We start from the raw sequence: 14424 nt of genomic DNA on the forward strand, positions 1-14424 counted from the left end.
CCATGGCCGAGCTCAGCCGCGATCCCGTCTTCACCGCCCTCACGCGTCCCCAGATGTTCGCGGGCGTGACCTTCACCTATTTCGTGGTGAACGGGATCGCGACCATCGAGCTCTTCCTGATCCTGCACAGCGCGTGGGCGCTGCTGGCGGCGGTCGTGCTCCACGGCGTGGGCTATGTCGCCTGCATCGAGGAGCCGCGCATCTTCGACCTGTGGCTGGCGAAGGTGACCCGTTGCCCGCGCGTGCCCAATCATCGTCACTGGGGTTGCAACAGCTATGGCGCGTAAATCCGCCACGACCGATCGCGCGGCGCTGGCCGCGCGCGAGAAGCTGGCGGGCAACCGCCTGCCCTATCTCCGCCACGTCGACGACATGACGGTCGAGACGCGCGACGGCATGCTGATGCAGGTCATCCACATCCAGGGCCTGCCGTTCGAGACGCTGGAGAGCGACGAGCTCGACTATCGCAAGACGGTGCGCGAGTCGGTGGTGCGCGCGCTCGGCTCGTCGCGCTTCGCGGTCTACCACCACGTCGTCCGGCGCGAAGTGGTGTCGGAACTGGGCGGCACCTTCCCCGACGAATTCAGCCGCTCGCTCGACGAGGCATGGACCGCGCGGCTCGGCACGCGCCGGCTGTTCGCCAACGACATCTTCATCACGCTGATGCGGCGCCCGCTTTCCGGCCGGATCGGGATGGTCGAGCGGCTCGGCCGCAAGCTGCGCGGCCGCGCGAGCAATCCGCAGGCCGACATCGCCCGCGCGCGCGATCGCCGCGAGCTGGATGCCGCCCGCGAGTCGCTGCTGTCCAGCCTGACGGCCTACAATGCCCGCCTGCTGACGGTGTACGAATCGCCGCGCGGCCCCTGCTCCGAAGTGCTGGAGTTCCTCTCTGCACTCTATGACGGCCGCATGCGGCCGATGCTGCTGCCGCACGGCGACCTCGGCCGCCATTTGCCGACCCGCCGCATCAGCTTCGGCCCCGAGGCGATCGAACTCGGCCGCGCCGACAAGGAGCCGAACCGCTTCTGCGCGATCCTGTCGATCAAGGATTACCCGGCCGAGACGATGGCCGGGCTGCTCGACGATCTCTACCGCCTGCCGTTCGAGCTGACCGTCAGCCAGAGCTTCGCCTTGGTCGATCGCCAGCCGTCGCTGGAACGGATGAACCTCGTGCTGCGCCGGATGCGCGCCGCCGACGACGAGGCGCTGTCGCTGCGCGCCGGCCTCGCCGCCGCCAAGGACGACGTCGCCGCCGGCCGTGCCTTGTTCGGCGAGCATCACCTGACCGTCGCCGTCTGGGCCGCCACGCTGGCCGAGCTGGACGCCGCCGTCGGCGAGGCGCAGTCGGTGCTGACCGACACCGGCATCATCGCCGTGCGCGAGGATATCAACCTCGAGGCCGCTTACTGGGCGCAGTTCCCCGGCAACTTCAAGGATATTGCACGCCGCGCCTTGATCTCGACCGGCAATTTTGCGGGCTTTGCCAGCGGCCACAATTTCCCGCTCGGCCGCGCGCAGGGCAATCACTGGGGCCAGGCCGTCACCCTCTTGGAGACGACCGCCGCCGGCCCGTACCATTTCAACTTCCACAAGGGCGACCTCGGCAACTTCACGATCATCGGCCCGTCGGGTTCGGGCAAGACGGTGGTGCTGAGCTTCCTGCTGGCGCAGGCTCGCCGCTTCGCGCCGCGGATCGTCTATTTCGACAAGGATCGCGGTGCCGAGATCTTCGTGCGCGCGATGGACGGCCGCTACGAGGCGCTCAAGCCCGGCCAGCGCACGCGGCTCAACCCGCTGCTGCTGCCCGACACCGCCGTCAACCGCCGCTTCCTCGCCGAATGGCTCGGCCGCCTGATGGCGACGCCGAACCTGCCGCTGACGACCGAGGATCTGGCCGAGATCGAGATGGCGATCGACGCCTCCTACGCGCAGGCGCCCGAGATGCGCCGGCTGCGCTACCTGATCGAGCTGTTCCGCGGCGCGCGCACGGCGCATGCCGAGGATCTCGCCGCGCGGCTCGCGCCGTGGGTCGGCGAAGGCCAGCATGCCTGGCTGTTCGACAATGCCGAGGACGGGCTCGACCTCGCCGATCCGACGATCGGCTTCGACCTGACCGCCGTGCTCGACGATCCGGCGGTGCGCACCGCATCGATGATGTACCTGTTCCACCGCGTCGAGGAGCGGCTGGACGGTACGCCCACGCTGATCGTGGTCGACGAGGGCTGGAAGGCGCTGGACGACGACGTGTTCGTCGCGCGCATCCGCGATTGGGAGAAGACGATCCGCAAGCGCAACGGCGTGGTCGGCTTTGCCACCCAGTCGGCGTCGGACGCGCTCTCCAGCCGCATTTCGTCGGCGATCATCGAGCAGGCCGCGACCCAGATCTTCATGGTCAACCCCAAGGCGCAGGCCGAGGAATATATCACCGGCTTCGGTCTCACGCGGCACGAATATGACCTGATCCGCTCGCTGCCCGAATCGAGCCACGCCTTTCTCATCAAGCATGGCCGCGAGAGCGTGGTCGCGCGGCTCGACCTGAGCGATCATCCCGAGCTGCTGACGGTCCTGTCGGGCCGCGAGCGGACGGTGCGCCTGCTCGACGCGATCCGCGACGAGGTGGGCGACGCCCCCTCGGCGTGGCTGCCGCGCCTGCTGGAGGCCGCATGATCGACGCCTGCACATCGGCGGCCGACTCGCCGCTCGTCCGCGACCTGATGGGGTCGGTCGACTGCACGACCCAGAACCTGCTCGCGGGCGGCTATGGTGTGCTGGCGGCCCCCACCGGGCCGGTCGCGGCGGCGATCACCGGCATCCTGACTCTTTATATCGGCTTCCTCGGCTATCGGCTGATGCTGGGCCGCGGCTCGCTCAACGTCGGCGAGGTCGCGATGATCGCGATCAAGATCGGCCTCGTCTTCGTGCTGGCCGGCAATTGGGCGGTCTATCAGGCGGTGGTCTGCCGCGTGCTGTTCGAGGCGCCGGCGGCGCTCGCGCAATTGTTGGTCGGCAGCCTGCAGCATGCCGGCTCGGCGCTGAGCTCCAACCCGTTCGAGGCGCTGCAGCAGACGTTCGACGAGCTGACCCGCGACGTCCGCTCGCTTGCCAGCCATGCCGGCGACAAGTCGCCGCTGCTGGGCGGCCTGTCCTTCGCCACCATGATGCTGAACGCCGACAGCTATATCATCGTCTTCACCAGCGCGGGCCTGCTGATCGCCACCCGCGTCGGCCTGGCCTTGCTGCTTGCCCTCGGGCCGGTGGTCGCCGGCTTCCTGCTGTTCGAGGCCACCCGCGGGCTGGTCGAGGGCTGGCTGCGCGCAATGATCGCGCTGGCCCTTGTCTCGCTCACCTCGGTGGTGCTGCTCCAGGTCGAACTGTCGATGCTCGAGCCGATCCTGATCCAACTCGCGACCGAGCGCGCCAAGGATGCACTGACGGTCGAGACCGGCATGAAGGCGACCTTCGTGATCGCGGTGTTCGCGCTTGCCACCACCGGCTCGATCCTGAGCGCCTTCCTCGTGTCGCGCGGCCTGCGCCTGCCGAGCTTCGGCGGCAGCGCCGCCCAGTCCGCGCAGCAGGCCGCACCGATCGCCCAGCCGGCGCCACGTGCAGCCGACGCCATCCTGCCGCGCGCCGCGCAGGTGGCGGCGGCGGCCGAGCAGGCGGCGCGGCGCAACGCCACGAACGTCCGCGCCGCACCGGCCGCCTCGATCCAGGCGTCGCTCGCTGCCGGCGATCGTCATCGCCCCGCCAACAACAACCACGCCCCGACGCCCGATGGCGCCGGCATCCCCACCCATCGCTCCGCCCGTCCCCGGCGCGAGCTACTCGTTTCCCGGAGGAAAAGGTGAGCCGTCCCGAGTTTCTGACGCCTCCCGCGCGCAATGCTTATTACGACCAGGCGGAGAGCTGGTCGGATGATCGCAACCGACTGCTCGAAGCGTCGCGTCGCGTCGCCTGGATCGTCGCGGGTGCTGCCGGCACGATCGCGGCGCTCGAAGCGGCCGCGCTCGCTTTCCTGGTGCCGATCAAGACGACCGTGCCCTACGTCGTCTCGGTCGATCGCCAGACCGGCTATGTCGAGCTCGCGCAGAAGCTCGCCCCCGGCGGTGCGCTGACCCAGCAGCAGGCGGTGATCCAGTCCGCGCTCGTCCAGTATGTGCTGGCGCGCGAAGGCTTCGACGCGGCCGACCTGAAGGAGCAGTATCGTCGCGTCCAGCTCTGGTCCGACGAGCCGAGCCGCGCGCAATATGTCCGCTGGATCTCGAAGGCCAATCCGGAGAGCCCGCTCAACCTGTATCCGGCGAGCACCACGCTGAAGATCACGGTCAAGGGCGTGACGATGCTGTCGCCGACGAGCGCGCTGGTCCGCTACGATGCGGAGCGGGTCGACCCGGCCTCGACCTCGTCGCAGCTGCAATCCTATTCGGCCACGATCGGCTTCCGCTTCTCGGGCGAGCCGATGCGGATGGAGGATCGCTTCGTGAATCCGCTCGGCTTCCAGGTGACGCATTATCGCCGTGATGCCGAGGCGGTGGCGGCAGTGACCGTGCCCGCGAGCAACGGCCTGCTGGGCGGCGCGCGATGATCCTCGCTCTCCTCGCCGCTGCCGCGACCGCGGCGGCCTCGCCCGCCAGCACCGCGCAGCGGCCGGTGGCGATCGCGTCCGATCCGCACATCCAGATCGCCAAATATGACGAGAGCGGCGTCATCGCGCTGCAGGGCTATCTTGGCTTCCAGACGACGATCCAGTTCGATCCCGGCGAGCGGATCGAGAATGTGGCGATCGGCGACGCGACCGGCTGGCAGCTGACCCCCAACAAGCGCGCGGACGTGCTGTTCGTGAAGCCGATCGGCCGCGGCCCGGCGACGAACATGACGATCATCACCGATCGCCGCACCTATACGTTCATGCTGACGGTGGCGCCGGCCAACGCCTCCCCCGCCAAGGCGGCTTGGGTGCTGCGCTTCCGCCTGCCCGAGCCGAAATTGGTCTACGAGGTGGCGCCGACCCCACCCCCGCCGCCGGTGACGCCCGAGGGCAAGAACGTGTTCTACACGTCGAGCGGCCCGGCCGCGATCCTGCCGACGCGCGTGTTCGACGACGGTATCCGCACCTATTTCGCGTGGGCCGATCAGGCGCCGGTGCCCGCCATCTTCGCGGTCAACGCCGATGGCAGCGAGGCGGTGGTGAACTTCACCATGCGCGACGGCTATTCGGTCGTCCAGCAGACCGCCGGCCGCTTCATGCTGCGCCTCGGCGGCAGCCTCGCGACCGTCACCAGCACGCCGGGCACCGAGAAGAGGCTGCCCGCCAAGACCAAGGAAGAGAAGCGCCATGACGGCTGAGGCCGCCCCCCCGGTTCCCGAGTTCGGCGACGCGCTGGTCGCGCAGCCGAGCGTCGTCGGCGTCAAGCGCCGCGGCGGCATGTTCGGCTATGGCGTCGTCGGCGTGATGGGCATCGGCGTGCTGATCGGCATGTCGGCCAGCCGCCACCATGCCGCGGCCGACCTGTCGAGCCCCGCCAGCGCCGCGACGATCCGCTTCACCAAGCCCGATCCGCTGCCGACCGACGCGGTCGCGGCCCCGGCGGTGACGGCCGCCGGCGCGCCGGTGGTCGCCGCTTCGCAGGTCTCGACCAGCGTCGATCCGAACGCCGCCGTGACCATGCCGATGCCGCCGATGCCGGCGGTGACGATGACCGCGACGCCCGGCACCGCCGTCGGCGCGATCAACGCCGCCTCGCGCCTCGCCGCGCCCGCCGTGGTCGTCGATCTCGGCGAAGCGACCGCCGCCGCGCCCACGAAGCTCGCCGACAAGGGTGCGACGCTCGCCAATCCGGCGCTTGCCGGCGCGAATGCCGGCAAGATGGACGCGACGATCGGCGACGACGACAGCTTCATCAAGAGCGCCGGTGCCAAGCCCGATCAGGCGCGCGCCACCCGCATGGGCAAGCTCGACTCGATCATCTCCGAGGGCACGATCATCAGCGCCGCGCTGGAAACCGCGGTCAATTCGGATCTGCCCGGCCTCGCCCGCGCGGTCATCTCGCGCGACGTGATGAGCTTCGACGGCACCACCATGCTCATCCCGCGCGGCAGCCGGGTGATCGGCCAGTACAAATCGGGCGTGCAGATGGGCGCGTCGCGCGTGTTCGTGATCTGGACGCGCCTGATCCGCCCCGACGGCGTCTCGATCCAGCTTATCTCGCCCGGCGGCGACGATCTCGGCCGCGGCGGCGTCGGCGGCAAGGTCGATCGCCACTTCCTTCAGCGCTACGGTGGCGCGGTCCTGACCACGTTGCTCAGCGGCGCGATCGAGGCGGGCGTGGCGTCTGTGGCGAGCGGCAACCTGCCGGTCTACGTCAACCAGGTCGCGCAGACCGGGACCAGCGGCATCTCGCAGACCGGATCGACCAACATCGCGCCGACGATCAAGGTGCCGCAAGGCTCCTCGATCAAGATCTTCGTGGCGCGCGATCTCGACTTCACCGGCATGGAGCAGGGCAAGTGAGCTTCGAGGGCGCGCATGCGGGTGGATCGTACCTGCGCGCCTATCTGTCGCACCTCGACGCCTTCCTCGACCGGCCCGATGTCACCGACATCTACATCAATCGCCCCGGCGAGGTGTGGATCGAGGCGCTCGGCGCCGCGCCCGAGCGGCACGACGTGCCGGGGCTCGACGCCAAGACGCTCGACCGCCTCGCGCGGCAGATCGCCAGCCGGTCGTCGCAGGGGATCAGCCGCCACCACCCGTTGCTGGCGGCGTCGCTGCCCGACGGCGCGCGCGTGCAGATCATCGCGCCGCCCGCGACGCGCGACCATGTCGCGATCGCGATCCGCCGGCAGGCGATCCGCGAGATGGCGCTCGACGATTGCATCGCCGCGGGCCTGTTCGACCAGACCCGCGTCGGCAACACGGTGGAACTGCCGACCGAGACCGACCGGCTGAAGGGGCTGCTCGACGCAGGCGACTTCGCCGGCTTCCTCAAGGCGGCGATCGTCGCGCGCAAGAACATCATCGTCTCGGGCGGCACCTCGACCGGCAAGACCACCTTCCTCAACGCATTGCTCCAGCAGATCCCGCAGGACGAGCGCATCATCGCGATCGAGGACACGCCCGAGGTGCGCCTGTCGCACCCCAACGCGATCGGCCTGATTGCAAGCCGCAGCGACCTCGGCGAGGCGCAGGTGACGATCGAGGATCTGTTGCAGGCCTCGCTGCGCATGCGCCCCAGCCGGATCATCATGGGCGAGCTGCGCGGGGCCGAGGCCTACAGCTTCCTGCGCGCGGTCAATACCGGCCATCCCGGCTCGATCACCACCGTCCATGCCGACAGCCCTCGCGGCGCGGCCGAGCAGCTTGCGCTGATGGTGCTGCAGTCGGGCACCACGCTCGCGCGCGCCGACGTGCTGGATTATGTGCGCTCGACGGTGGAGATCATCGTCCAGCTTTCGCGCGTCAACGGCAAGCGGATCGTCTCGACGATCAGTTACGAACCCGCCTGACGATTGCGTCAGGCGCACGGTATAGTGCGTTTTTCGCGGGCAGAACTGGGAAAAACGGTCTCCCCTTCCAGCGGGTTTACCAACCCGCTTTTACAACCATTCACGCGCCACCCGTAGAACAGACCATGACGAGCGGAGGAAAATCGGCCGCGTAACAGCCGGTTTCCGCTGCTCCTCCCGCACCTGTCGTGCGGGTGTTCTCATGTAGCGTGGCGTAAACAGTGGCAAACAATACGATGCTCGCGGCTGGTTCCGCGAGCGTGCTTGCGGTGACCGCAGCAGCGGTGACGCTGACCCCGTCGACCAGCACCACCACCCCGGCGACGACGGTGGCCGCGGTCGCGCCGGTGGCGGATGCGGATGCCGCCCGCCTCGCCCGCCAGGCGACGTTCGGCGCGACGCCCGCGGTGATCGCGCGGATCAAGACGCTGGGCATCGACGGCTGGCTGGACGAGCAGTTCGCGACCAAATCGTCGAGCTTCACCGATCTGGTCGCGCTGGACCAGCGCAAGAGCTATTGCGACACCGACGGCAAGGCGATCACCAACTGCTTCCGGATCTATTCGGACTCGGTGCTGCCGGCGATGCGCTTCTATTCGAACGCGCTCGGCAACGACGACCAGCTTCGCCAGCGCGTCGCGCTCGCTCTGTTCAACATGATGCCGGTCTCGGCGAACAAGACCGCGAATACCGCGGCGCTCGCACGCTATCAGCAGATCTTCCTCGACGGCGCGTTCGGCAACTTCTCCGATCTCCTCAAGGCCGTGATGATGAGCGGCGCCATGGCGAACTATCTCGACATGGCGAACAGCGACAAGACTGCACCGAACGAGAATCTGGCGCGCGAGATGCTCCAGCTGTTCAGCATCGGGCCGGACGCGATCAACGCCGACGGCGTCGGCCGCAAGGACGCGACCGGCGCGGCGCAGATGAACTACACCACCAAGGACGTCACCGAGATTGCGCGCGCGCTGACCGGCTGGACCTATGCCCGCTGGCCCGGCGTCAACGTCACCCAGAGCGAGAGCTGGGATCTGGTGCCGCCGATGATCCCCAATCCCACCGCGTTCGACAACGGCGCCAAGACCTTCCTCGGCACGACCATCCCCGCCGGCGCCAGCCAGCAGGCGAATATCGACGCCGTCGTCCGGCGGCTGATGATCGATCCGTCGATGTCGCCACGCATCACGCGCATCCTGATCGAGGCGCTGGTCAAGTCCAACCCGACGCCCGAATATATCAACCGCGCGTCGCATTACTTCCGCACCAACGGCAAGGGCGTGACCGGCGACCTGCAGGCGCTGGTCCGCGCGATCCTGACCGATCCCGAGGCGCGCACGCCCGATACGGCCGCCAAGGGCGGCAAGCTCAAGGATCCGATCCTGCTCCAGCTCGCGCTGGCCCGTGCGATCGGCATGAAGAGCGACGGCTACGCCTTCACCGTGCGCGACGTGCAGATGGGCCAGCAATATCTGCGCACGCCATCGGTGTTCGGCGACTATCCGGCCGATTTCCCGCTGCCCGGCGTCAAGAACGTCATCAGCCCCTCGTCGAAGCTGATGACCGCCAACCTCGTGCTCGAGCGGCACAATTTCGTGTGGCAGTGGACGATGAGCGGCGACAGCGCGCGCGCCGAATATGCCACGCCGACCTGGATCCCCAATGCCGGCACCACGGCCGAAGATTGGTCGTCGTGGGAGGCGTTCGGCAGCGACGTCGACGGCATGATCGATCGCATCAACCTGACCATGCTCGCCAACCAGATGACCACCGCCCAGCGCGCCGCGCTGAAGAAGGCGATGTCGCTGGTGACCGACACCACGTCGGACGCGCTCCAGGCGCGCCGCCGCGCCCAGACCGGCATCTACATCGTCGCCTCCTCGCCCATGTTCCAGATCGATCGCTAAGGACCGCCCGCAATGACCACGCTTTCCCGCCGCAGTTTCGGCAAGCTAGCCGCCGGTACCGGCGCCCTCGCCGCCCTCTCGCAGATCGGTCGCTCCTCGGCGCTGGCTGCCACCTCCACCGATTTCCGCGCCACCGTCGGCATCTTCCTCTACGGCGGCAATGACAGCTGGAACATGATCGTGCCGACCGACGCGCGCTATGCCGGCTATGCGGCATCGCGCGGGACCGCGCTGGCGTTGCCGCAGGCATCGCTCGTGCCGCTCACCGGCAGCGCCTACGGCCTGCATCCCGCCATGGCCGCGCTGCAGCCGGTATGGAATGCCGGCGGCCTCAACGTCGTGCTCAACACCGGCACGCTTTACGCGCCGATCGACAAGACGCTCTACAACAGCCGGCCCGACTTGCGCCCGACCAACCTGATGAGCCATGCCGACGAGCAGGCGCACTGGCAGGGCCTGCTCGCGCGCGACAATGCCACCGACGGCTTCCTCGGCCGCCTCAACGACAAGCTGGCGCAGAATGCGATCTCGCCGGTGATGTCGTTCGCCGGATCCGACCTGATCCTGCTCGGCCAGCAGAAGCAGGCGCTCGTGTTGCCGATCGCCGGCGGCGTGACCCGCAACGGCGCCAACACCGGCAGCCCCAACGGCGCACCCGGCGCGCGCGAGGCGGCATTGGTCGCCTTCGCCCAGCCGAGCGATGCCAGCCTGATCTTCAGCCAGACGTCGGGCACGATCACCGGCGCCTACGGCCTCGTCGACCAGCTCAACAGCGCGCTCGTCACGTCGCCGCCGGGGACCGACGCCTACTTCGTCGATCCCGCGACCGGGACGGCGCTGTCGTCCAACATCGCCAAGCAGCTGATGCGGATCGCGCGCATGATCGCGTCGCGCGACACGCTCGGCCACGCCCGCCAGGCCTATTTCGCGACGCAGGGCAGCTACGATACCCACTCGGCGCAGGGTGCCGCGAGCGGCACGCAGGCGAACCTGCTCAAGGATCTCGCGCTGGCGATGGCGGGCTTCTACAATGCGATGGGTTCGCTCGGCCTGCAGCAGAACGTGACCGCGTTCACGATGAGCGACTTCGGCCGCACCTTCCGCGGCAATGCCTCGGGCGGGTCGGATCATGCGTGGGGCGGCAACCACCTCGTCGTCGGCGGCGCGCTCAAGCCGCAGCTGATCCACGGCAAATATCCCGACACCACGCTCGGCGGCGCGGACGATGCCGATACGGTCGGCCGCTTCATCCCGACGATCGCGCAGGAGGAATATCTCGGCGCGATCATGCGCTGGCACGGCGTCGCCGCCACCGACATGTCCTACGTCTTCCCGAACTGGGCGACGTGGAACGCCAACGGCCGTGGCCCGGTGCCGATGTTCGCCTGACGCTCAGGCCCGCCGGCGCACCCCGGCATAGACGTCCAGCACGCCGTCGACGGTGCGGTCGACGGTGAACAGCCGCTCGAAGCGGCGGCGCCCCGCCTCGCCCATCGCGGCGAGCGTCGCGGCGTCGTCGGCGACGAGCGCGGCGGCGAGCGCGGCGGCATCCTCCACCGGCACGAGCCGGCCGGTCGTGCCGTCTTCGACAACTTCCGGCAGGCCACCGACCGCGCTCGCGACGACCGCCCGCCCGCCGCGCATCGCCTCGACCGCGACCAGCCCGAACCCTTCCCAGCGCGACGGCACGACCACCAGCTCGGCCGCCGCGACCTCGGCCGCGATCGCCGGGCCGCCCAGCCAGCCGAGCAGGGTGACGTTGGCGGGCAGGTCCGCCGCCCCGCCATCGCCCACCACCGCCGTACCCGCCACGCGCAGGCTGACGCGGTCGCCCAGCGTCGCGATCGCGCGCAGCAGCACGTCGAAGCCCTTCTGCCGGTCGAGCCGGCCGACGAACAGCAGCCGGCGCGGGCCGCCATCGTCCGCGCGCAGCGGCGTGGGCGGCCCGAGATCGGCGATGCCGTTGAACACGGTCGTCATGCGGCGATCGGCGATGCCGACGGCGACCGCGCTGCGCCGCTCATAGTCCGAGATGGTGACGATCCGGTCGCACAACGGCGCGAGCAGCCGCTCGATCGTCGCGACGATCTGCCGCCGCCGCGCCGAGCCCTCCATGTCGAACGCCCAGCCGTGCGGGCAGTAGACGATGCGCGGCCGCCCCGGTCGCCAGCCGAGCAGCCCGCGCACGACCACGCCTGCGAAGCTGGAATGGGCGTGGATCACGTCCGGCCGGAACGCCTTCACCGTACGCCGCAACTCGCGCGCCAACGTCACCAGCGCCTCGCGTGACCGCCCGTCGCAGGCGAAGGGCACGATCATGTCGGGCGCGATCGCCGGAAGCTGGCCGATCTGCGACGAGGGCACCAGCACGCGCTGCGCATCGACCGCCGAACGCGCGGCCAGCACCGGCACGATCTCGTTCAGATAGGTGCCGACCCCGCCCTTGATCGATTCGGCGACGTGGAGGACGCGCACGCGCTCAGGCCGCGAGCGCCGGGGTCGCCGCAAGTACGTCGTGATAGAAATCGAGATAGCGCGTCGCCACCATCTCCGGGCTCGTCTCCTTGAGCACGTGGACGAAGTCGGCCTTGCTCGGCAACGCATCGCGCCCGGCCGCCATGATCCGCCCCATCCGTTCGGCCAGCGCCGCATCGTCACCCGGCGGATACAGCCAGCCATCATTGTCGTGCCCGATCAGATCGGGAATGCCGCCCGAGCGCGCGCCGATCGAGGGGACGCCGACCGCATAGCTTTCGAGGATCGTGCGCGGCAGCGGTTCGGCCCAGATCGACGGCACGATCAGCACGTCGATCGCGTCGAAGAAGTCCTTGGCGGGCATGAAACCGGCAAACTCGATCGGCAGCCCCTTCGACTGCTCGATGAACGGATCGAGGCTGTCATTCGCCTTGCCGGCGACGAGGATGCGCCAGTCGCCCGCAGGCAGGCGCCGCGCGGCGTCGATCATCGTGCCGACGCCCTTCTCGTAATTGATGCGGCCGAGATAGCCGAAGGTGAACGGCCCGCTGCGCGGCGGCCGCGTGCCGTCGGAGCCCTCGACGGCGGCGGCGTTCCAGATCACGCGCTGCCGGTCCTTCGGGATATGGTCGAAATAACCGCGGCTGGTGTGGAGGCGCAGCGTCTCCGACCCCACCGCTGCGACGCCAGCCACGTTCCGGTGGTTGGCGTGCTTGGTGTAGGTCATCACCTTGCACTTCAGCCCGCACGGCTTGCCGTCGTGATAGAGCGAGGCGTCGGCGCACATCAGGTCATAATCGCGCAGCGTATGCACGATCGGGATGCCGCGCTTCGCTGCCGCCAGCCACACGCGGGTGGAGACATCGACCAGCGAGTGGGTGTGGACGACGTCCGGCTTAAACTCGTCCAGCACGTGGCCGAAATGGTCTTCCAGCTTGTAGTTGAACTGCTGCATGAACTTGCGGATGCCGCGGCGAAGCTTGGAATGCTTCGGCCATTCCTCCGCCCAGAAGCTGGTTTCGTGCGGCATGCGATAGACGGTCACGCCGTTGCGCTCCTCCTTCACGAACGCGCCGGGCGTGGTGCACGCCGCCGCGACCTGATGGCCGAGCTTCGCCTGCGTCTCGGCGAGGAAGGCGACCGAACGCTCCGCGCCGCCGAGGATGTGCGGCGGATAGAGCATGCTCAGATGGACGATTCGCATGGTCGCTCCCGTTCGTCCGGCGTTGTCAGCCCCGCCGATGCTTGATTGCCTGCTCATAGAGGCGAACATATTGCGCTGCAACATTGGCTGGCCGGAGCCGCTCGATCAGCGCGGCGATGCGCTCGGGCGAAGGCCGGTCCTGCGCGGTCATCGCCTGCGCCATCCTGGCGCCGAGCGCGATCGGATCGTTGGGCGGCACCGTCCAGCCCGGATCGACCGCCGCGACCATCTCGCCGATCGCGCCGCTCTCGACGCCGACGACGCGGCGGTGCGCGGCATAGGCCTCGACCACCGTAAGCCCGAACGGCTCGTCCCAGATCGGCGGCACGACCAGTGCGTCGATCCCGGCGAGGAAGGCGGCGGCATCGACATGGCCGACGAAGCGGATGGGAAGCCCCGCCGCCGCGGCCTCGAAATGCGCCTGATCGGGGCCCGGCGCTCCGGCGATATCGAGGATCCACCCCTGCTCCGGAAGGTGACGGCATGCCTCGATCATGACCGCCACGCCCTTCTCGCCCACCACGCGGCCGAGGAAACCGAACCGGAACGGCGCCCAGCCCGTCTTCGGCGACGTCGCCGTCACTGCCAGCGTCGCCGGGTTCCACACCACCGTGCTGCGGTCGCCGTAATCGGCGAACAGGCCGTGTGCGACGTGGATGTCGAGCACCGGCCGCGACACCGCCGCGACGACGTCGATCGCGCCGATCCGCGCCTGCTTGGGCGCCGACAGCACCCGGCAAACATTGTGACGGGGCACGCACTTGCGCCCGTCCTTGAACATAGCCGCGCGGATGCACAGCAGATCGTAATCATGCAGCGTGTGCACCACCGCGATCCCACGCGACGCAGCGGCGGCCCACACGCCCGGCGGCAGCTCAACCATCGAATGCGTGTGGACCACGTCGGGGCGCACCCGGTCCAACACCGCGCCGAACGCGCGCACGGTTCGGATGTTGTAGACCGTCGCCGCCTTGTTCAGCAGCCGCACCGACTGCGGATATTTCGCACTCTCCTGGATCCACAACGGGTTACGCGACGCGAGCGGGACGGTGACGACGCCGTTGCGTATGCCTTCCGGCTCCGGCTCGCGCGTGAGCGAGGCAGCGAACACCTCGTGTCCGGCGGCGACCTGTTCCTCCGCCAGCGACGCCGCCACCCTCTCGGCGCCCCCGACCGACGCCGGGGGATAAAGCGAACTCAGGTGGAGGATGCGCATCCGGGATTGCTCCGTTTCGGCGCGGCAAATACTCCGATACGATCAAAAATGGCAATGCACCGGCCCGGCTAGGCAAGTTCGCACGCGCATGCGATAGCCCCGCCGCGTCCATCCTC

Annotated in this window: 12 protein-coding genes; 9 read left to right on the plus strand and 3 right to left on the minus strand. The window is 68.9% G+C overall.

Annotation, left to right across the window (positions count from 1 at the left end; all coding sequences use genetic code 11):
* The first annotated feature begins 2 nt into the window (after positions 1-2).
* From K8P63_RS12750 to K8P63_RS12790, 9 genes are all read left to right on the plus strand, one after another.
* Entirely contained in the window at positions 3-287 is a 285-nt protein-coding gene (locus K8P63_RS12750; protein WP_223796404.1) for a type IV secretion system protein VirB3, read from the plus strand.
* Positions 277-2667: a VirB4 family type IV secretion/conjugal transfer ATPase gene (locus K8P63_RS12755; protein ID WP_223796405.1), complete on the plus strand. Its 2391-nt coding sequence runs from the start codon at positions 277-279 to the stop codon at positions 2665-2667. The genes K8P63_RS12750 and K8P63_RS12755 overlap by 11 nt, the downstream gene beginning before the upstream one ends.
* Positions 2664-3848 (plus strand): type IV secretion system protein, encoded by a 1185-nt coding sequence (locus K8P63_RS12760; RefSeq protein ID WP_223796406.1) that lies wholly within the window; start codon positions 2664-2666, stop codon positions 3846-3848. Before K8P63_RS12755 ends, K8P63_RS12760 begins: the two co-directional genes overlap by 4 nt.
* Entirely contained in the window at positions 3845-4585 is a 741-nt protein-coding gene (locus tag K8P63_RS12765) for a virB8 family protein (RefSeq protein ID WP_223796407.1), read from the plus strand. Before K8P63_RS12760 ends, K8P63_RS12765 begins: the two co-directional genes overlap by 4 nt.
* Positions 4582-5346 (plus strand): TrbG/VirB9 family P-type conjugative transfer protein, encoded by a 765-nt coding sequence (locus K8P63_RS12770; protein ID WP_223796408.1) that lies wholly within the window; start codon positions 4582-4584, stop codon positions 5344-5346. The genes K8P63_RS12765 and K8P63_RS12770 overlap by 4 nt, the downstream gene beginning before the upstream one ends.
* On the plus strand, positions 5336-6511 hold the full coding sequence (locus K8P63_RS12775) for a TrbI/VirB10 family protein (RefSeq protein ID WP_223796409.1): 1176 nt from the start codon (positions 5336-5338) through the stop codon (positions 6509-6511). The genes K8P63_RS12770 and K8P63_RS12775 overlap by 11 nt, the downstream gene beginning before the upstream one ends.
* Positions 6508-7506, plus strand: a complete 999-nt coding sequence (virB11, locus tag K8P63_RS12780; RefSeq protein ID WP_223796410.1) for a P-type DNA transfer ATPase VirB11 — start codon at positions 6508-6510, stop codon at positions 7504-7506. Before K8P63_RS12775 ends, virB11 begins: the two co-directional genes overlap by 4 nt.
* Positions 7507-7727: 221 nt before the next feature.
* Entirely contained in the window at positions 7728-9413 is a 1686-nt protein-coding gene (locus tag K8P63_RS12785; protein ID WP_223796411.1) for a DUF1800 family protein, read from the plus strand.
* Between the two features lie 12 nt (positions 9414-9425).
* On the plus strand, positions 9426-10802 hold the full coding sequence (locus K8P63_RS12790; RefSeq protein ID WP_223796412.1) for a DUF1501 domain-containing protein: 1377 nt from the start codon (positions 9426-9428) through the stop codon (positions 10800-10802).
* 3 nt (positions 10803-10805) lie between these two features.
* Here K8P63_RS12790 and K8P63_RS12795 read toward each other — a convergent pair whose 3' ends face one another.
* The 3 genes from K8P63_RS12795 to K8P63_RS12805 are packed head-to-tail and all read right to left on the minus strand — an operon-like array spanning position 10806 to position 14308.
* Positions 10806-11888: a glycosyltransferase gene (locus tag K8P63_RS12795; RefSeq protein ID WP_223796413.1), complete on the minus strand. Its 1083-nt coding sequence runs from the start codon at positions 11886-11888 to the stop codon at positions 10806-10808.
* 4 nt (positions 11889-11892) lie between these two features.
* Complete coding sequence (locus K8P63_RS12800) at positions 11893-13092, minus strand: glycosyltransferase family 4 protein (protein WP_223796414.1); 1200 nt, start codon at positions 13090-13092, stop codon at positions 11893-11895.
* Between the two features lie 25 nt (positions 13093-13117).
* Complete coding sequence (locus tag K8P63_RS12805) at positions 13118-14308, minus strand: glycosyltransferase family 4 protein (protein ID WP_223796415.1); 1191 nt, start codon at positions 14306-14308, stop codon at positions 13118-13120.
* Between the last annotated feature and the right edge of the window lie 116 nt (positions 14309-14424).

Source organism: Sphingomonas nostoxanthinifaciens (genome assembly GCF_019930585.1).
GTDB classification, from domain to species: Bacteria; Pseudomonadota; Alphaproteobacteria; order Sphingomonadales; family Sphingomonadaceae; genus Sphingomonas_I; species Sphingomonas_I nostoxanthinifaciens.